General features: G+C 45.0%; 17 protein-coding genes. All 17 read left to right on the forward strand.

The window, feature by feature from the left end; all coding sequences use genetic code 11:
- Positions 1–5 precede the first annotated feature (5 nt).
- The 17 genes from rpsU to mreC all read left to right on the forward strand — a co-directional run bounded on the left by rpsU (position 6) and on the right by mreC (position 20,843).
- Entirely contained in the window at positions 6–182 is a 177-nt protein-coding gene (gene rpsU / locus BUA79_RS00130) for a 30S ribosomal protein S21 (RefSeq protein WP_073992335.1), read from the forward strand.
- Between the two features lie 150 nt (positions 183–332).
- On the forward strand, positions 333–827 hold the full coding sequence (gene ybeY, locus BUA79_RS00135) for an rRNA maturation RNase YbeY (RefSeq protein WP_073992336.1): 495 nt from the start codon (positions 333–335) through the stop codon (positions 825–827).
- A gap of 20 nt (positions 828–847) precedes the next feature.
- A complete protein-coding gene (locus BUA79_RS00140; RefSeq protein ID WP_094757228.1) occupies positions 848–1,945 on the forward strand; it encodes a DUF3048 domain-containing protein in 1,098 nt (365 codons plus the stop codon).
- A 25-nt stretch (positions 1,946–1,970) separates the two neighbouring features.
- Positions 1,971–3,653: a putative polysaccharide biosynthesis protein gene (locus tag BUA79_RS00145; RefSeq protein WP_073992338.1), complete on the forward strand. Its 1,683-nt coding sequence runs from the start codon at positions 1,971–1,973 to the stop codon at positions 3,651–3,653.
- 31 nt (positions 3,654–3,684) lie between these two features.
- Positions 3,685–4,938, forward strand: coding sequence for a BaiN/RdsA family NAD(P)/FAD-dependent oxidoreductase (locus BUA79_RS00150; RefSeq protein WP_073992339.1), 1,254 nt, complete (start codon positions 3,685–3,687; stop codon positions 4,936–4,938).
- The gene (locus BUA79_RS00155; RefSeq protein WP_073992340.1) at positions 4,931–6,529 is read left to right on the forward strand and encodes an NAD(P)/FAD-dependent oxidoreductase; all 1,599 of its coding nucleotides are present in this window, start codon (positions 4,931–4,933) and stop codon (positions 6,527–6,529) included. Before BUA79_RS00150 ends, BUA79_RS00155 begins: the two co-directional genes overlap by 8 nt.
- Positions 6,530–6,588: 59 nt before the next feature.
- The gene (gene proB, locus BUA79_RS00160) at positions 6,589–7,428 is read left to right on the forward strand and encodes a glutamate 5-kinase (RefSeq protein WP_073992341.1); all 840 of its coding nucleotides are present in this window, start codon (positions 6,589–6,591) and stop codon (positions 7,426–7,428) included.
- Between the two features lie 21 nt (positions 7,429–7,449).
- Positions 7,450–8,643 (forward strand): hypothetical protein, encoded by a 1,194-nt coding sequence (locus BUA79_RS00165; protein ID WP_073992342.1) that lies wholly within the window; start codon positions 7,450–7,452, stop codon positions 8,641–8,643.
- An 18-nt stretch (positions 8,644–8,661) separates the two neighbouring features.
- A complete protein-coding gene (locus BUA79_RS00170) occupies positions 8,662–9,924 on the forward strand; it encodes a glutamate-5-semialdehyde dehydrogenase (RefSeq protein WP_073992343.1) in 1,263 nt (420 codons plus the stop codon).
- A gap of 71 nt (positions 9,925–9,995) precedes the next feature.
- Entirely contained in the window at positions 9,996–11,438 is a 1,443-nt protein-coding gene (miaB, locus tag BUA79_RS00175; protein ID WP_073992344.1) for a tRNA (N6-isopentenyl adenosine(37)-C2)-methylthiotransferase MiaB, read from the forward strand.
- A gap of 17 nt (positions 11,439–11,455) precedes the next feature.
- Positions 11,456–14,083 carry a DNA mismatch repair protein MutS gene (gene mutS / locus BUA79_RS00180; RefSeq protein WP_073992345.1) on the forward strand — a complete coding sequence of 876 codons (2,628 nt, stop codon included), beginning with the start codon at positions 11,456–11,458 and terminating at the stop codon, positions 14,081–14,083.
- A 12-nt stretch (positions 14,084–14,095) separates the two neighbouring features.
- On the forward strand, positions 14,096–15,901 hold the full coding sequence (gene mutL, locus BUA79_RS00185) for a DNA mismatch repair endonuclease MutL (RefSeq protein ID WP_073992346.1): 1,806 nt from the start codon (positions 14,096–14,098) through the stop codon (positions 15,899–15,901).
- A 15-nt stretch (positions 15,902–15,916) separates the two neighbouring features.
- Entirely contained in the window at positions 15,917–16,861 is a 945-nt protein-coding gene (miaA, locus tag BUA79_RS00190; protein ID WP_073992347.1) for a tRNA (adenosine(37)-N6)-dimethylallyltransferase MiaA, read from the forward strand.
- 3 nt (positions 16,862–16,864) lie between these two features.
- Positions 16,865–18,130, forward strand: a complete 1,266-nt coding sequence (locus BUA79_RS00195; protein ID WP_073992348.1) for a methionine gamma-lyase family protein — start codon at positions 16,865–16,867, stop codon at positions 18,128–18,130.
- An 87-nt stretch (positions 18,131–18,217) separates the two neighbouring features.
- Positions 18,218–18,913 carry a RadC family protein gene (gene radC / locus BUA79_RS00200; RefSeq protein WP_073992502.1) on the forward strand — a complete coding sequence of 232 codons (696 nt, stop codon included), beginning with the start codon at positions 18,218–18,220 and terminating at the stop codon, positions 18,911–18,913.
- Positions 18,913–19,932: a rod shape-determining protein gene (mreB, locus tag BUA79_RS00205; RefSeq protein ID WP_073992349.1), complete on the forward strand. Its 1,020-nt coding sequence runs from the start codon at positions 18,913–18,915 to the stop codon at positions 19,930–19,932. Before radC ends, mreB begins: the two co-directional genes overlap by 1 nt.
- A 29-nt stretch (positions 19,933–19,961) precedes the next feature.
- Positions 19,962–20,843, forward strand: coding sequence for a rod shape-determining protein MreC (mreC, locus tag BUA79_RS00210; RefSeq protein WP_073992350.1), 882 nt, complete (start codon positions 19,962–19,964; stop codon positions 20,841–20,843).

Consider the following 20,843-nt stretch of genomic DNA (forward strand, 5'->3'; position numbering starts at 1 on the left):
AGGCTATGTCAAATGTAATCGTAAAAGAGAACGAAACTCTAGATAGCGCTTTACGCAGATTTAAAAGAAACTGTGCGAAGGCTGGTATCCAACAAGAGATCCGTAAAAGAGAACATTACGAGAAACCTAGTGTTAAGCGTAAGAAGAAGTCAGAAGCAGCAAGAAAACGTAAATTTAATTAAGTTATGCTGGTTAAGTTCCTTAAATCCTATGATTTAAGGAACTTTTTTTCTTACCAATTAATAGTATTCAATCTTGAAAAAAAATGCTAAAATATAAAACATCTGATGGTGGATTTCACAAGAAGTCCTAATAAAGAAAGGCAGGATCAAATGAGCGTATTTATTGAAGAGGAAGTGGTTCCAGAGTTTGATTTCGACTACAAAAGCCTGCTGGAAGAAGTCATAGAGGAAGCATTGGACTACATGGATTGTCCCTACGAGGCGGAAATAAACGTAATTTTGACTGATAATGAAAACATTCAATCCATAAACAAAGAATTTCGTGAAATGGACAGGCCCACCGATGTTCTTTCTTTTCCCATGGTATCTTTCGGGAAACCGGGAGATTTTTCTTTTCTGGAAGAAGAGCAGAGCTGCTTTAATCCGGAAACAGGGGAGCTGATGCTGGGAGACATCATTCTTTCCGTTGAAAAGGTACGGGAACAGGCGGCCACCTATGGCCATTCCGAGAAAAGAGAACTTGCTTTTCTGACTGCACACAGCATGCTTCATCTGTTCGGATATGACCACATAGAAGAACAGGATAGAATCCTGATGGAAAAACTTCAGGAAGAAATCCTGCAAAAAATGAATATACACCGGTAGACAAAATGGGGAGATCAGTCATGAAAAGAAAATCAATAATCATCGGGTCCATTATAGTATTAGCTGTTATCGTAACCTTCATTGCCATCGCCGTCTCAGGCAATGAAAAAACGGAGGAAACAACCGCGGACACTACGGAAGCTACGACTACACAGGAAGAAACAGAAACAACGGTCTCACGGGAAGGTATGATGCACAGCAATCTGACCGGCGAATGGGTGGACAATTCCATAGGCATGAGAAGGCCGGCAGCAGTCATGTTGAACAATATTAAAGTGGCCGTACCTCAATCGGGCATTTCGAAAGCTTCCATTGTTTATGAAGCCCCTGTGGAAGGCGGAATCACAAGGCTTCTGGGCGTATTTGAAAACTACGATGGATTGGATAAGATTGGTTCTGTCCGTAGTGCCAGAACCTACTATGTCTATTTGGCCATGGAATTTGATGCTATTTACCTCCATTATGGTTCAGCCCATTATGCGGACAGCCTGTTAAACAGTGACGCGGTCAGTAACCTGAGCGGACTTTCAGGCATCGGATCTACGGTTTATTACCGAACCAGTGACAGACCGGCTCCCCACAATGCATATACAAGCGCCACCGGTATAACAAACGGAATTTCTGCCCTTGGTTATCGCACACAGACAGACTCTGCCTATGAAAGCCATTTTGTGTTTACCGGGGATGGAGAATCCAATTCCCTGGAGGGGGGAATCCCGGCCGGTAAGATATCCGTCGGTTACCGGATAAATAACCCTTGGTTCGAGTTCAATCCAGCGGACGGACTGTATTACCGTTTCCAATATGGTGCCCCACATACTGATCAGATGGATGGGAGCCAGCTAGCCTATAAAAATGTACTGATCCAGTACTGCAACTATAGTTATTACGATGGAAATGGCTATCTGAATATTGATGTGAATGGAGGCGGTTCCGGTGTGTTCATCTCGAACGGAAAGGCTGTGGATATAACCTGGAACAAAGAATCCACTTCAAACCGGGCGAGGTACTTCGATTCATCCGGAAATGAAATTATCCTGAATCAGGGAAAAACCTGGGTCTGCATCGTTTTGAACGACGCGAAGGATTCGGTTTCCATATCCGAAACAACAGATTAAAAATTCCTGAATAAAAGGTGCATAAATGTCAAACAACAAGAACCATTCAAGCTTTATCATACAGGGCTCCATTTTGGCCGTATCCTCGGTGATGGTAAGGATTATCGGCCTGATGTATCGCATCCCCCTTACCAACATCCTTGGAAACAAGGGGATGGGTATATATGGGATTGCTTTTGATATGTATTCCATCCTGCTTCTTATTTCATCGTATTCGCTGCCCCTTGCCGTATCCAAGCTAGTATCTGCGCGGGTTGCCAAAGGACAGATCAGGAACAGCCATCGGATTTTTCTGGGGGCCATCCGCTTTTCCCTTTCGGTAGGTTTGGTTGTAGGAGCCTTCGCTTATTTTTGTGCAGATCTGCTTGCCAGGCTCTGGCTGAGCCCAGAGAGCGCCATAGCCTTCCGGATTCTTGCCCCCACATTGGTAATCATGTCGGTATTGGGTGTTTTCCGTGGTTATTTCCAGGGACTGGGAACCATGATTCCTACCGCATTATCTAATATTTTCGAGCAGATTGTAAACGCAGTCGTAAGCGTAGCTGCAGCTAAGTATCTCTTCGATTTTGGCAGAACTGCGGCCAGAATGAAGAAAGATTTTAATTATCCGGAGGCATATGGTTCTGCTGGTGGAACACTTGGTACAGCACTTGGAGCTCTTACAGCACTTATTCTTCTGATTATCGTCTATTTTTCATACAAAAAAGTGATTCGCAGAAAACTTCGAAAAGATATGACCGAAGAGAACGAATCCTATGGTTTCATATTGAAGATTCTTATCCTTACCATTATGCCTGTAATCCTGAGTACGACCATTTACAATATCAGTACATTTTTGGACAGTGGCTTCTATAATAACATCATGGCCATAAAGGGGATGGATAAGAACATTCGCCAGGAACTTCTGGGCATGTATACCGGCAAATACCGGCTTCTTGTAAATGTTCCGGTTGCCCTGGCCTCTGCTCTGGCTTCCTCCATGATTCCCAGTATTTCCGCCTCCATCGCCACAGGAAACAGGGGACAGGTGGTAAATAAAATCAATCTGGTGCTCCGTTTCTGCATGATGATAACCATTCCTTCCGCCGTGGGTATGGCAGTGCTCGCAAAGCCTATTATTAATCTGCTTTTTCCGGGAGCGGAGGGTGTGGACACCACCGTGCTCATGATGCAGACAGGAGCCATATCCATAATTTTTTATTCCATATCCACCCTGACGAACGGGATTTTACAAGGTATTAACCACATGCGCATACCTGTAAGGCATTCTTTTATCTCCCTGATTGTCCATGTTGTGCTGATTTCTCTGTTGCTGTATTTTACCGACCTGAATATTTTTGCCGTGGTCATCTCAGACGTGCTCTTTGCTGTGGTCATCACCATACTGAATGCCAGATCCCTGTATCATTATTTGGAATACCGGCAGGAAAAGGTTATGACTTTTGTCCTGCCGGCGCTTTCATCAGTGATTATGGGGGCTGCCGCATATTTTGCCTACCATCTCATGTATCCGGCCTTCAAAGCATCTGTGGATTCGGCCTGGTTGTCAAACGCCATACCTGCCATTTTATCCATTATTTTGGCTGTAATCATATATTCTCTTTGCCTGCTTCTTTTTAAAGTGGTGGATGTCCATGATATTGAGAAGCTTCCAAAAGGAAAAAAACTCGCATACTTCTTGCGCAGAATACACTTATTGAGAGATTGACGGACCAGGACACCTTAGAAGGGAGACGAAAATGAAATCAGATATTATCATACTTGGCGGAGGTGCATCTGGTCTGGCAGCAGCTATTACCGCGTCCGGACAGGGTGCCTCAGTCACTATAATCGAACACAAGGATAAAATTGGACGCAAGATTCTTGTGACCGGAAACGGCCGGTGTAATCTGACGAATCTGAATCAGGACGGTGTAAACTACAGGGGAGAGCAGCCTGGTTTTGCCTTACAGGTGCTTCGAAATTTCGGACTGGATGAAACCCTTGGATTTTTCGATTCACTGGGACTCCTGTTGAAAGACAGGGACGGTTATGTGTACCCTTTTTCAGATCAGGCTGCGGCGGTATCGGATGCACTGCGTTTTAAATGTGCCGGTCAGGGTGTTCATATACTGACACAGACAAAGGCCGAAAACATAGCTTTATCCAAGGGTAAGTTCCAGGTCCGCACAAGGAATGGAGAAGGAAGAGGCGATACCTTACAGGCAGACAGAGTAATCCTTTCTACAGGCGGAATGGCGGCCCCACAAAATGGTTCCGATGGAAGCGGCTATTGCCTCGCACACGGATTGGGGCATTCCATTATTAAACCGGTCCCTGCTCTGACGGGATTATACTGCAAGGAAACGTTCTTCAAAGGAGTGGCTGGGGTAAGAACTGCCGCTCGGCTAAACCTGTACATCAACGAGGAGTGGCAGATGATGGAAGAAGGCGAACTCCAGCTCACCAATTACGGAATTTCAGGAATCCCTGTTTTCCAAATCAGCCGTTTTGTTTCCAGAGCCCTGGACTGCAAGAAGTCTGTTTCCGTTGAAATAGATTTGATTCCGGAATATACTGCAAATGCTCTAAAAGACTTCCTTCTCAGGCAGATTGTTTCAAATCCAAACAAAACTGTGGAAGAGCATCTGTACGGGATACTGAACAAGAAACTGGCCATGCTGGTCCTGAAACTGGCAGGAGTCAACCCATCCACGCCATCTGTCCGGGTTTCAGATGCGGACATTGGAAAAGTTGTCCATCTGATAAAAAATATCCGGGTAGACATCGATCACCCGAACACCTTTGAATTTGCCCAGGTAAGCGCCGGGGGAGTAGATACACGCCAGATTCACCCCCAGACACTGGAATCCAGACTTGTGCCGGGACTATATATAACGGGGGAACTTCTGGATATCGACGGGGCCTGCGGGGGTTACAACCTTCAATGGGCCTGGTCAACTGGCTGCCTGGCCGGAAAGGCAGCGGCTGGGGAAAGGATTTTGTATGATTAGGATAAATCAGGTAAAAATGGATATCTCGCACACACCGGATGCTCTTAGAAAAAAAATCGTAAGATTGCTGAAGATTACACCCGAAAAACTGCTGGACATTCAGATAGTGCGCAAATCCATCGATGCCAGAGATAAAAAAGCCATCATGTATGTCTATACTCTGGATGCAAAGGTGGATAATGAAGCTAAAGTCGCGCAGGCGGTTGACAATAAAAATATTATGTTGGCAAAAGACGAAGAGTATCAATTTCCAGTGTCCGGAACTGGCAAGATGACTGCCCGTCCTGTCATATGCGGCAGCGGTCCCGCAGGACTATTTGCGGCCTATTTTCTGGCCATTGGAGGCTACCGGCCAATTCTCATAGAACAGGGGGAGTCGGTGGAAGACAGAGTCCGGACCGTGGCTGATTTTTGGCAGACCAATGTATTGAACCCTGATTCCAATGTCCAATTTGGAGAAGGAGGAGCAGGAACCTTCTCTGATGGTAAGCTGAATACCCTCGTGAAGGACAAATTCGGCCGGAACCGGCTGGTTCTCCAAACCTTTGTGGACAACGGAGCTAAAGAAGATATCCTGTACCTGAATAAGCCGCATATCGGCACCGACATCCTGTGCCGGATTGTACGAAACATGAGAGAGCAGATTAAAAAGAATGGCGGAGAGGTACGGTTTAACACAAAGCTGACGGATCTCGTAGTAGAAGGTGGGCATTTGCAGGAAATTGTGTTAAATCGGCTCGAAGAGCTGCCCTGCGAAAATCTGATCCTTGCCATTGGCCACAGTGCCCGTGAAACATTCCGGATGCTTCACAGACGCGGTTTGGAGATGCACAGCAAGGCCTTTGCAGTAGGGGTACGAATTGAACATCCACAGGAAATGATATCCCGGACACAGTACGGGGATTCTTTTCATAAGCTTCCTCCTGCCGAATATAAAGTGACCGCCAGGACCTCCGGGGGACGTGCTGTTTATTCCTTCTGCATGTGTCCGGGAGGTTATGTGGTAAATTCCTCCTCCGAACAAAATCGGCTGGTAGTCAACGGCATGAGCAACAGTACACGGAATTCTGCCAATGCAAACAGCGCCATTATCGTTTCTGTGGACCAGAAAGACTTTCCGGATGCTTCGCCCCTTGCAGGTATCCAATTCGTTGAGGAATTGGAGGCGAACGCATATCGGACCGGCCTGGGCAAAATACCCGTCCAGCTTTTGGAGGACTTTTACCAAGGTAAGGTAAGTGAGGATTTTCAAGATGTGAAGCCCTGTATAAAGGGAATGACGAATATGGCAGACATCAATGAGATCTTTCCGGATTACATTACGGACGCTTTAAAAGAAGGAATCCGTTCTTTTGCTTCCTCAATAAAAGGTTTCGACAGGGGAGATGCGATTCTTTCTGCAGTGGAATCCAGGACATCCTCGCCGGTACGCATCACCAGGAGCGAAAATCTGCAAGGGAGCATCCAGGGTATCTATCCATGCGGTGAGGGAGCCGGCTATGCCGGAGGCATAACTTCCGCGGCTATGGACGGCATCAGGGTTTTCGAAGCGATTGCCAGCAGGTACCGCCCGTATGCAAAAAATGAATGACGTTTTTGTATTTATGGTGTATTATATAAAAGTGCAGAATTAACCTGGGGGATGAACGCATGAATTATCGGGAACAGTTAAAAAACAAAAAAAGAATTGTTATAAAAATCGGATCTTCCTCCCTGACTTATCGTGAAACCGGACTGATTAATATTTCCAAACTGGAAAGACTGGTCAGGGCTCTGGCCGATTTGAGCAACCAGGGAAAGGATGTCATCCTTGTTTCTTCGGGTGCCATCGCCGTTGGCAAAAACACCGCAGGTATACATGAAAGGACGCTTACGCTTCCCCAAAAGCAGGCTTGTGCGGCAATTGGCCAGGCCCAGCTTATGACCATGTACCAGAAGCTTTTTGCGGAATATAACAAAATATCCGCTCAGGTTCTGATAACCAAATTCACGATGCTCGGCGAGAAGAGTCTTCACAACGCAACCAATACATTCAATGAGCTTTTTCTTATGGGTGCAATACCAGTCGTAAACGAAAATGATACGGTCTCCACGGAAGAAATTGAATTTGGAGACAACGACACCCTGTCAGCCATTGTTGCCTCTATCATACAGGCGGATCTTCTCATATTGCTTTCCGATATAGACGGATTATTCTCAGATGATCCCCACCAAAATCCAGAAGCACGGTTTATTGACCTTGTACCGGAAATAACCCCGGAACTCCTGGATATGGGCAAGTCTACTCCCGGCACCTGCGTAGGAACCGGCGGAATGAGCACAAAGCTTGCCGCTGCCAGAATCGCAACGGCATCCGGAACGGATATGATTATTGCCAACGGTGAAAATGTCGGCGTGATCGGCAGAATCATGAATGGCGAAAATATTGGTACTCTTTTTATATCTCATAAAGAGGGTGATTTTAATGTAGTGGATTTTTTAAAGAAATAACCTTTCACAGATTGGAGTTTCATGAACATCAGGATATTAAAAAACGTTCAGGACTTTGAAAGTGTAACCTTACAAAAGGACATGGTTGTCGAGAAAAAGTTTCCGTCCGTTAAATTTAGTTCCATCAAATCAGTAAAGTATTTTATATACGATACGAAAAAGAGATACAGAAAAGAAGAAATTCTTCCAAAAATAAAAAAAATCGATTTTATAGACTGTATAGATGCGGTGTGGGATTCCGGCTGCGTTTATTTTACTGCATGCTCATCTGCAGGCTACCAGCACAAGACATTTGTGGAGGTTTACAGATATAATATCCTTGACCGCAGTTACGATATCATTTACTCCTTTGTGGACAGCCTCAGTGAATTTGACCATAATAAGAAAATGAAGATTTTTATCCTTAACAGCTCACATATGATTATCCAGACTGCTTACCCGGTTCAGACAGAAAGTCGATCTGAGGACTATTTAAAGTTTGATCTGACACTTTTTGGCATCAAGGATAAAACTTCCATGAGAATTGTGGATGAAAATCTTGTACATAATGGAATTGACGATATCATTCCTATTTCCGCGTCGCGCAGTGCCATGAAAACAGGCTTTTCCCTGTTGGAAAGCAACAGACATACCCTGCTGACCAAAGAAGAAGCCAGCGTGGAAGGAATCAGTATAATAAATATCCAGCAGCTGATTTCCGACCTGCTGTTAAGAACTACCAATGTGGCTTTTGATCCAATCGGTCAGGCATATTTTTCCAAAACCTTTGCCTACATGGATGTGCAGGGGAATTTTCTGATCTATTCAGCCATAAATTTCGATGAACAGAATGAAGAAATCTTTTTCTATAATTTTGCTTCAAAAGAAATGAAGACGTGCATCAATAACAACATTTTAGAGTATGGCGATATCGCCAGGCCATGCGTCATGGATGACACACCGCTCCTGTGGGTCAAAAACCAGAAAGGGACGGAACTTGTCAACCTGAACAAAGAAAAAGTGCATTTCAGTTTCAGCAATGAGATTGTAGTGGAAGATATAATAAACAATTTCGTGATAACCTCAGGAATGGCCAAAAGGAAATTCTTTCGAAGTTATTCACCGTATTTTACCGTATACAAATATCCGCAGATGAATCTCCTTCTTCAGGAAAATGCCTTCTACCTCGGCTGCGTATCGCCGGATGGAGAAAGTCTGGATATATTCGTCAAATAAATTTCGGAGGATAATGCCATGAACGATACTACAATAAACGCCAAATTAATTCAGATGGGTGAGCAGGCAGTCAAGGTTTCCCGTGTCCTTACCAAAATGAACGTAGGATTGAAAAATCAGGGTCTGGAAGCAGTGGCAGATGCATTGATTGCCCGCGAAGAAGAGATTCTATGGGAAAACCGGAAAGATATAGAAAAAGCCCTGAGCAACAACATGAAAGAATCTCTGGTGGACCGGCTTTGTCTGACTTCTGACCGTATAGTCTCTATGGCGGAGGGATTGCGCCAGATTGCCTCCCTGGAAGATCCGGTTGGAGAAGTCATCGGCATGAAAAAGCGTCCTAACGGACTCATGATTGGAGAAAAGCGGGTTCCATTAGGAGTCATCGGAATCATCTACGAAGCAAGACCCAATGTAACCGCGGATGCCTTCGGCCTCTGCTTTAAGACCGGAAATGCGGTAATATTGAAAGGCGGAAGCGATGCCCTCTATTCCAACATAAAAATTGTAGAAGTAATCCAACAGGCACTCATCAGGACTGGAATCCCGGGTGAGGCCGTACAGCTCATCAAGGATACGGACAGGGAAGTGACCAGACAGTTCATGGGCATGGATAAATATATCGATGTTCTCATTCCGAGGGGAAGCGCCGGTCTGATCCAGTCAACCATCGCAAACAGCACAATTCCTGTAATCGAGACCGGTACCGGCAACTGCCATGTGTATGTAGATGAAACTGCGGATATCCAAATGGCCGCAGATATCATATATAATGCCAAAACCCAGCGAACGGGTGTGTGCAATGCCTGCGAGTCCCTTGTGATACACAGCGGAATTCTCAAGGATGCTCTTCCGGTCATAGCGGAAAGACTCAGTCAGAAGAATGTTGAAATACGGGCTGACGAAAGAGCCAGAATGGTTGTAACCGGCCTGAATTCCGCCACGATTGAAGACTGGGGAACAGAGTACCTGGATTACATTATTTCCGTAAAAACTGTCGACTCCATTGACGAAGCTATCGACCACATCAACTGCTACAACACCAAACACAGTGAGGCCATAATCACAAAAGACTATGCCAATGCCAACCGCTTCCTGGAAGAAGTGGATGCAGCTGCCGTTTATGTCAATGCTTCCACGCGTTTTACCGATGGATTCGAATTCGGTTTCGGAGCAGAAATCGGAATCAGCACCCAGAAGCTGCATGCAAGAGGACCCATGGGTCTTAAGGCTCTGACCACCACGAAATTTATAATTTATGGAAATGGCCAGACAAGATAATTGCTTCAAATGCAAAAATACTGAGGGTGCAAATATTCTAAAGATATTTGTACCTTTTATTAGGTGAAAAGATGAATGAATTTAACGAAAATATGATTGAAATCAATATACCGGCAACTGAGCCGGACAGACAATATTTCTTTATAGAAAAATGTGCCGATCTGGTCCATGAAAAGGAGCTCAAACTGGGGCGCAAGCTATCCGCATGCATAAAAACCTTCGGGTGCCAGATGAATTCCCGTGATTCCGAGAAACTGACAGGTATCCTGAAGGAAATCGGTTATGAAATCACGGAGAAGGAAGAAGCGGATTTCGTACTTTATAATACATGTACGGTCCGGGAAAACGCCAACTTTAAGGTCTATGGACGATTGGGATATCTGCAGGGCATAAAAAAAGACAACCCTCATATGCTGATTGGAATCTGCGGATGCATGATGCAGGAACCGGATGAAGTCAAAAAAATCAAAAAAAGCTACCGCTTCGTGGATGTCGTTTTTGGAACCCATAATATATTTAAGCTCGCGGAGATTGTATATGGCCGCCTGACAAGTGGAAAAATGTATGTTGAAATTCAGGAGGGAACCGCCGATATTGTGGAAGATATCCCTTCTACGAGGAAATATCCTTTTAAATCCGGAGTCAATATCATGTACGGCTGTAATAATTTCTGCAGCTACTGTATCGTCCCGTACGTAAGAGGACGGGAAAAAAGCAGGAATCCTCAGGATATCCTTGCCGAAATCAGACAACTGGCTTCGGACGGGGTTGTGGAAATCATGCTTTTAGGGCAGAACGTGAATTCCTATGGCACAAACCTGGAAACTCCGGTAAGCTTCTCCCGGCTCTTACAGATGATTGAAGAAATAGAAGGGATACAAAGAATCCGTTTTATGACATCCCATCCCAAGGATTTATCGGATGAGCTTATTGAAGTTATGAAAAACTCCAGGAAAATCTGCCGCCATCTTCATCTTCCCTTACAGTCAGGAAGCACAAACATCCTCAGCCGGATGAACCGGCGCTATACAAAAGAGGATTATCTTAATCTGGCCGGAAAGATAAAGGATGCCATGCCTGAAATTTCCCTGACCACTGATATCATCGTGGGTTTTCCAGGTGAAACAGAGCAGGACTTTGCCGAGACGCTGGATGTAGTCGGAAAAATAGGCTACGACGCCGCATTTACCTTTATCTATTCCAAAAGAACCGGCACTCCTGCTGCTGCCATGGAAGAGCAGGTGCCTGAAAATGAGGTAAAAGAGCGATTCGACCGCCTTCTTAAGCTGGTCCAGGGTGGGTCTGCGCGCCTGAATTCAAGATTCACGGGACATGTCGTGGATGTTCTGATTGAAGAGATAAATGAACAGAATCCGGAACTGGTAACCGGAAGGATGTCCAATAACTCCGTAGTCCATATAAAGGGAGGGGCAGACCTGATTGGAAAGATTCTGCCAGTCCGCCTGGACTGTTCAAAAGGATTTTATTATTTGGGCAGCCTGGTTTCTGAATAACTGCAAAGGGGAATATAATGGCAAAATTATCTCCGATGATGGAGCAGTATTTAAATTCAAAGAAACAATACAGCGATTGCATTCTGATGTACCGACTGGGTGATTTTTACGAAATGTTCTTTGAGGACGCGGTTACCGCTGCCAGAGAACTCGAGATTACTTTGACTGGGAAGGACTGCGGAATGGAGGAACGGGCACCTATGTGCGGCGTTCCTTATCATGCTTTGGAAGTATATCTGAATAAACTTGTATCCAAAGGCTATAAAGTTGCCATCGGGGAACAGATGGAGGATCCTAAAAATGCAAAGGGCATCGTCAGAAGGGAAGTTACCCGGGTAGTCACGGCCGGAACAAATTTCAATACAGAGGCCTTGGATGAAACCAAAAACAACTATCTGATGTCCATCATCTACCTCGATGGCCTTTTTGGCATCTCCACTGCCGATATAACTACCGGCGATTATTATGTTACCGAGGTGGATTCCATTCGGAAACTTACGGATGAAATCAGTAAATTCATGCCCAGTGAGATCATCTGCAACAACGCCTTTTACGTGAGCGGTTATGATATCGAGACTCTGAACAGCAGACTGAATATATCCATATCTCCTCTGGATGCATGGTACTTCGATGATATCCTTTGCCGCCGTACCCTTATGGAGCAGTTTAAAGTCATGGATCTGAGCGGTCTTGGCCTTGGGGACTATCCACTGGGAGTCATCGCGGCCGGATCCCTGCTCCAATACCTGAAAGAAACTCAAAAGACCTCCCTGGGCAATCTTACGGTCATCACTCCTTACTCAACAGAAAAATATATGGTGATTGACACATCCACTCGGCGGAATCTTGAGCTTACAGAAACCCTTCGTGAAAAGCAGAAAAAGGGTTCTCTGCTGGGAGTTCTGGATCGGACCAGAACAGCCATGGGTGCCCGCATGCTGCGAAATTTCATTACCCAGCCCCTGATCGATAAAAATGAAATTCTTGCCAGACAGGGTGCCATCGAAGAATTCAACAATTTTCTAATGGACCGGGATGAAGTGCGTGAATACCTGAACCCGATTTACGACCTGGAAAGGCTTGTGGCAAAGATTTCATACCGATCAGCAAACCCGAGGGATTTGGCAGCATTTAAAAATTCCATGGAAATGATTCCCTTTATTAAATCTATTCTGCTGAATTTCAAAAACAGCCTAATCTCCGGAGTGGTTGACAAGATGGATACACTGGAGGATATTACGTCACTGATTGCAGACGCCATCATTGACGATCCACCTGTTTCCATCAAAGAAGGAGGATTTATACGGGAGGGATACAACGAAGAAATCGACCGGCTCCGATTGGCAAAAACAGAAGGGAAAAAGTGGCTGGCTCAGCTGGAGGCCAGGGAAAGGGAGCGTTCAGGAATCAAAAGCCTGAAGGTGAAATACAACAAGGTCTTTGGCTATTGTATTGAGATAACCAACACATATAAAGATAACGTACCTCAAGACTATACCAGAAAACAGACACTGGTGAATGCGGAACGCTACATAACACCGGAGCTGAAGGAACTGGAAGAGACTATTCTGGGGGCTCAGGATAAATTGTTTTCCATCGAATACGATCTGTATAACGATATTCGGGATAAGATATCCTCCCAGGTGCTGCGGATACTTTCTACAGCAAAAGCGATTGCCGAGATCGATGTATATTCATCCCTGGCCTATGTGGCGGAAAGAAACGGCTACGTCAGACCCCAAATCAATGAAAAGGGACTTATAGACATCAAAGAGGGAAGGCACCCCGTTGTAGAGAAAATGATATCCAACGAGCTTTTCGTATCCAATGATACATTCCTGGACAACGGAAAGAATCGCATATCCATTATAACCGGCCCAAATATGGCAGGAAAATCGACCTATATGAGACAGGCTGCTCTGATTGTCCTTATGGCCCAGATCGGCAGCTTCGTGCCGGCTGCCTCCGCAAATATCGGCATATGCGACCGGATTTTCACGAGGGTCGGGGCATCGGACGATTTGGCTTCCGGCCAGAGTACCTTTATGGTGGAAATGACCGAAGTAGCCAATATTTTAAGAAACGCCACTCCAAAAAGCCTGCTGATCCTGGATGAAATTGGAAGGGGAACCAGCACCTTTGACGGTCTCAGCATAGCATGGGCAGTAATCGAATATATCGCAAACCCGAAAATACTGGGCGCTAAGACACTCTTTGCCACCCATTATCATGAATTGACGGAACTGGAGGGAATGCTCGAAAGCGTGAATAATTACTGTATCGCCGTTAAGGAAAAAGGGGATGACATCATTTTTCTCCGCAAAATCGTCAAAGGAGGAGCCGACCGAAGCTACGGCATTCAGGTTGCCAAGCTTGCTGGTGTACCTGAGGCTGTCATCCACCGGGCCAAGGAGATCGCAGTGGAACTTGGGAATGCAGATATTGCCATAAAAGCATCCGGCCACTCCAAAGACTTTGACCTGCATACTATGGAAAATGAGCAGATGACCCTGTTCGACGTGGTTAAGGACGATGACATTATCGATGAGTTAAAAGGAATCGATATAGGAAACCTGACTCCGGTTGAAGCATTGAATACTTTATACAAGCTTCAGAACAAAGTGAAAAACAGATGGAAATCATAAGGATTGGTAATTATGGGAAAAATAAGAGTACTAGACCAGAATACAATCAATAAAATAGCTGCCGGAGAAGTAATAGACAGACCAGCTTCCGTGGTCAAAGAGCTCCTGGAAAATGCAATTGATGCACAGGCTACCTCCGTCACAGTAGAAATCAAGGACGGTGGGATATCCTTTTTGCGCATCACAGACAATGGGCAGGGCATCGCCAAAGAAGATATACGTCCTGCTTTTTTGCGGCATTCTACCAGCAAAATCACGGATGCCCGGGACCTGATGACCATATCCTCCCTGGGGTTCAGGGGGGAGGCACTTTCTTCTATTGCGGCGGTTGCCCAGGTGGAGCTGATTTCCAGACAGCCTGCTGACATTACAGGTGTTAGATATGTTATTGAAGGCGGAACGGAAAAATCCTACGATGAGATCGGGGCTCCTTCCGGAACTACTTTCATCATCCGCAACCTTTTTTATAACGTACCAGCGCGGAAAAAATTTCTGAAAGCAAACCAGACAGAAGCCGGCTATATATACACCATCGTTGAAAAAATAGCACTCTCCCATCCGGACGTATCGATCCGTTTTATCAACAATAACGCGAGCAAACTCTTTACAGCAGGAAACAGAGACTTGAAAAATATCATATATAACATTTTCGGAAAAGAAGCCGCCCAAAAGGTTATCGAGATTCAGACCAGCAGTGAATTTGCTGCCATCACAGGATATGTGGGGAAACCCGAATTTTCGAGAGGAAACCGGGATTATGAAACTTTTTTCGTAAATGGCAGATATATAAAAAGTTCCCTGATCTCCAAGGCAGTGGAAGAAGCCTACCGTCCCTATTCCATGCAGCACAAGTATCCCTTCGCAGTTCTCCATATAGAGATCCAGGGCGATCTGATTGATGTAAACGTGCATCCTTCCAAGATGGAGATTCGGATAAAAAACCAGGAAGAAATATTCGAATTCATTCACCATACCCTGAAAGAAGCCCTGCAGGAAAGGGAAAGCATTCCTGAAATTGTACACACTCCGAAACCTTCCATTCAAAATACCGTACGTCCGGGAAGTGCATCTTCAAAAACAGTTCCGCCCAGACCTGCGGAAGACAGGATGGAACCATTTGAGGCAAAAAGGATTGAGCTGGTGAAAGAAGCTCCTGTATGCTATGACTCTCCGCCCCTCCAGATGGAACTTTTCAGCGAAAAATTCCTGAGTCCCGAATCTCTGGCTAAGCACAGGATTATCGGACAGCTTTTTGATACCTATTGGCTGATAGAATTCGAGGACAAGCTTTTTATTATTGACCAGCATGCTGCCCATGAAAAAGTTCTGTATGAGCGGGTGATGACTTCACTGAAGAGTCGTTCCCACAGTTCCCAGATTCTCGCTGTTCCAATGATTGTGAGCCTCTCCATGGCCGAAGAGGATTTGCTTGGGCGGTTTATGGAACAATTCAGGCAGATTGGGTATGACATCGAAGAATTCGGGGGCAACGAATTCGCTATCCGGGCAGTTCCGGATAACCTTTTCTCCCTGAATACAAAGGAACTGTTTCTTTCTATGCTGGATGAATTGGCTGCAAAAATCAATCCGTCTCTTTCGGCGTCTCCTGAAGCAACTTCGCTTATACTGGAAAAAATCGCGTCCGTATCCTGCAAGGCCGCCGTGAAGGGTAATCAGAAACTTTCCCATGCGGAAATGGATGCTTTGATCAAGGAACTGCTGACACTGGAAAACCCTTACAATTGTCCGCATGGCAGACCAACCATCATTTCCATGAGCCGACAGGAGCTTTCGAAAAAATTCAAACGAATCCTGTAGAAGAGGTATGTTATCATGAAGAAGCCATTAGTAGTTCTAACAGGACCTACGTCTGTAGGGAAGACTGATTTGTCAATCAGGCTGGCCCGCCAAATCAACGGAGAAATTATAAGTGCGGACTCAATACAGGTATACAGATATATGGATATTGGTTCTGCTAAAATCAGTCCGGAAGAGATGCAGGGCATCACACACCACTTAATTGACGAAATCGACCCTGATGAGGAATTCAACGTGGTACGGTTTAAAGAACTGACACAAAAATATTTGGATGATATTTATTCCAAAAATAAAATCCCTATTATTGTTGGAGGAACCGGCTTTTATATTCAGTCTGTCCTGTATGACATCGATTTTACAGATGCCGTGGAGGACATATCTATCCGCCGGGAGCTGGAGGAGATACTTGACAGGAAAGGTAAGTTTTTCCTTCATCAGCTTCTTGCAGACGCTGACATAGAATCAGCCCGGAAAATCCACTACAACAATACACGCAGGGTCATAAGAGCATTGGAGTTTTACCGCTTGACCGGAAATAAGATATCCGAGCATAACAGCATACAGCAGGGAAATGCTTCCCCTTATAATTTCGCTTATTTTGTTCTGAACCGGGACAGACGTCAGCTGTATGATAATATAGATTTCCGCGTAGAAAAGATGTTGAAAGACGGTCTGATGGAGGAAGTCCGCCATCTGCTGGAGATGGGATACAGCAGAGATCTCATTTCCATGCAAGGGGTAGGATATAAGGAAATGGCTGCTTATATGGATGGGGAATCGAGCCTGGATGAAACGGTCGACTTGATAAAAAAGAATACCCGGCATTTTGCAAAACGGCAGATTACCTGGTTTAAACGTGAAAAAAAGGTCATATGGACAAACTTCGAAGATTTTGACAATGAGCAGGACCGAATTCTGGATTTTATGTTAAAAGTGCTGCAGGACAAGGAGATAATTTAAAAAATGCTGGAACAACTTGGGATTTCGGCAGAGGTGACTGCCTTTGCCGCTGAAATAGAAAAGTCTTTGATTCCGCGGTTCGAGGAACTTGACCGGACTGCGGAGTTTAATCAATATAAAGTGATCAAGGCCATGCAGGACAACCGCGTCAGTGAAATTCATTTTGCTGCGTCTTCAGGATATGGGTACAATGACCTGGGAAGGGATACCCTGGAGTCTGTATATGCGGATATATTTCATACGCAGACAGCCCTGGTGCGTCCTCAGATCGCATCCGGGACACATGCCATAACCATTGCCCTTGCCGCCAACCTCCGTCCCAAAGATGAATTGCTTTCCATCTCCGGGAAGCCGTATGATACGCTGGATAAGGTCATTGGTATCCTGGACTGTCCGGGATCTCTAAAGGAATATGGCGTTTCATACCGGCAGGTTGATTTGCTTGTGGACGGTTCCTTTGATTTTGATGGCATAGGACGCGCCATCAACGATAAAACCCGCCTGGTATCCATCCAACGTTCAAAGGGCTACCAGACAAGGAGAACCCTGTCTTCCTCACAAATCGGGGAAGCCGTCTCTTTTGTAAAAAACATCAATCCCAAAATAAATGTCATGGTGGATAACTGCTATGGAGAGTTTGTAGAACGAATGGAGCCCTCCGATTACGGGGCAGATATGGTTGCAGGATCCCTGATCAAAAATCCCGGAGGTGGACTGGCTCCAACTGGCGGCTACATTGCCGGCACAGAAGAATGCATCACAAACTGCGCATACCGCCTGACGGCACCCGGTCTTGGCAAGGAAATCGGTGCTACACTAGGTGTTCTGCAGTCGTTCTACCAGGGGCTGTTTCTTGCACCCGTGGTAACGGCTTCAGCAGTAAAGGGAGCCGTATTTGCAGCAGCAATATATGAAAGTCTTGGGTATCCGGTGATACCAGGTTCCAGGGAAGACCGCTATGACATCATACAGGCTGTAGAACTTGGCTCTCCGGAAGCTGTTATTGCTTTTTGTAAAGGGATTCAGGAAGCTGCTCCCGTGGACAGCTTTGTATCTCCGGAACCTTGGGATATGCCTGGTTACGACTGCCCGGTCATTATGGCAGCAGGAGCCTTTGTCCAGGGTTCTTCCATTGAGCTCAGCGCCGATGCACCGATCCGTCCCCCCTATGCAGTCTATTTCCAAGGCGGTCTGACATGGTTCCATGCAAAGCTTGGAGTACTGAAATCCCTCCAGAAACTGGTTGACAAAAACATTGTAAGGCTCTGACAAAAGCTATATACTTTGGTTTTTAAATATGGTAGTATATACGTAGCCTAAAGCGCTTGGAGAGAGTACGAGCGGAGGCTGATTTTGATTAAACAAACGAATGCAATTAAGGATTTACCACCTGAAAGAAGACCTTACGAAAAATGCAGCCGATACGGTATTTCATCTCTTACAGATTCCGAGCTGCTTGCGTGTATAATCCGGACCGGATCAAAAGGGGAGCCCTCTATTGATCTGGCCGAAAACATTCTGAATTATGAAGGAAATACAAGCGGTATTCTTAACATCCTGCATCTTGATACAGCGCAGCTTTTAAGAATAAGAGGCATCGGACAGGTGAAAGCCATTCAGATTCAATGTGTGGCCGAATTATCGAAGAGGATTTCCAGAGCCCGGATCCATAATAACCTGAGCTTTACAGATCCCAAGTCCATTTCGGACTACTATATGGAAGAGATGCGCCACAAAGACAGGGAACATCTTGTGCTTTTGCTTTTAAACACAAAAAGCAACCTCATTAAGGACATTGTCATTTCCCAAGGGACCGTGAATGCCTCCCTGGTATCTCCACGGGAGATTTTCATCCAGGCCCTGAAATATAATGCCGTGAATGTCATACTGCTTCACAATCATCCAAGCGGTCATCCCGAACCCAGCAGAGAAGACATCCTGATTACCCGGAGGGTACAGGAGGCAGGCAGTCTGATCGGAATTTCACTAATCGACCATATAATTATTGGTGACAACATATATGTTAGTTTTAAGGAAAGAGGAATAATCTAATGATACAAAACAATTACGGACTGGATTTAGGAACAAGCAACATCAAAATCTTTTCATCCGCAAACGACAGAATCATTAACGAAAAAAACGTCATAGCCATAAAAGACAAAAACACAATTATCAGTTTTGGTGACGAGGCCTATGAAATGTACGAAAAAAATCCGCCTTACATCCGGGTTATCAGCCCCATTCAGAACGGAGTAATTGCAGATATAAACAATATGAAGGCCTTATTTGAAAGTTTTTATCGGAAAATCAATGACAACCGGCATGTAAGCGGATCGTCATTCTGCATAGCGGCACCTACCGATATCACCAGCGTTGAGAAGTGGGCTTTTTATAACCTGATCGTTTCTTCCAGTATAAAGGCAAAAAATATCACCATGGTTGAGAAGCCAATTGCCGATGCGGTGGGAGTGGGCATTGACATCAACTGCCCACAGGGTAATCTGATTGTAAATATTGCGTCGGATACCACTGAAATTTCGGTTGTATCACTGGGTGGAATCGTTCTAAGTAAAATCATCCAGATTGCAGGCAAGAAATTCGATGAAAATATCGTAGCTGAGGTCCGCAAGAAGCATGGACTCATTATCGGAAGCAAGACGGCCGAACAAATTAAGATAAAACTGGGAAATGCCTACGGAGAAAGTGGTGAAACAATGTCCGTATATGGACGACACGTTGTTTCCGGACTGCCCGTAAAAGCGCTGATTGAGTCATCTCTTGTCAATGATGCCATCCAGGAATATCTGCGTTCCATCATCGACTCTGTTAAAGCTATATTGGAAAGAACTCCGCCTGAATTGTCAGCGGACATTATAGATACAGGCATTTATATTACGGGCGGATCCGCCAACATACGTAATATAGACAAGCTTTTCACTAAAGAAACCGGTCTGAAAGTGAACCTTGTGGATAATCCCGCGGAATCCATCATACGCGGAATCAGGACGATACTGACACAACCCGGGTATTCTTCAGTTCAGTATGTACCGAAGGCAAAAGAATACGATTAGGAGAAACCGGACAGAGGTTATAGCCGCAAATGAAATTTAAACTGCATTTAAAACCAATATTTAACAAAAACAGGAAGAAAAACCAGTTAAAAAGTCAATATCTTTATATGATCATAGCAGCGGCCTGCTGCTTATTAATTGTGCTGTCCTCCCTGTACCCGTCTACTGCAAAACCATTCAAATACATCGCTACAGCCATCGTTGTTCCTGTCCAGAATGGTATGAATGAAATCGGACAATGGTTTTCCGAAAAGTCCGATTCATTGAAAAAGCTGAGTCAGGTGGTAAAGGAAAACGAAAACCTTCAAGCCCAGGTCGATGAACTGACATTGGAAAACAGCAGGCTCATCCAGGAACAGGGAGAGCTGGCAAGGCTTCGGGAACTGTACAGCCTGGATTCCGGTTATTCCAGTTATGATAAGATTGCCGCCAAAGTTATTGCCAAAGATTCCGGAAATTGGTTTTCCACGTTTATTATCGACAAAGGATCATCCGACGGAATTGCGGTTGATATGAATGTTATAGCCGGAAAAGGACTGGTGGGGATTGTGATCGACGTCACCCCCAACAGTGCCACCGTACGATCTATAATAGATGATTTTTCAAATGTCAGCGCCAAATTTGGAACAACCTCAGATTTATGTATAGTAAAAGGCAGTCTGCAGATGATGCAGTCCGGAATTATTGAACTTATCAATATCAATAAAAATGCGGCTGTGACGGACGGAGACATGATACTGACCTCGAATGTGAGCGATAAATATCTTCCGGATATTTTGATCGGTTATTCCGGTGGTATCAAAGATGATGCAAATAACCTGACAAAATCCGGCTATATTACACCGGTAGTCAATTTTTCAAGCCTGGAAGAGGTTCTTGTAATAAAACAGCTTAAAGAGACGGGGGAATAG

Source organism: Parasporobacterium paucivorans DSM 15970, from assembly GCF_900141895.1.
Taxonomy (GTDB): domain Bacteria; phylum Bacillota; class Clostridia; order Lachnospirales; family Lachnospiraceae; genus Parasporobacterium; species Parasporobacterium paucivorans.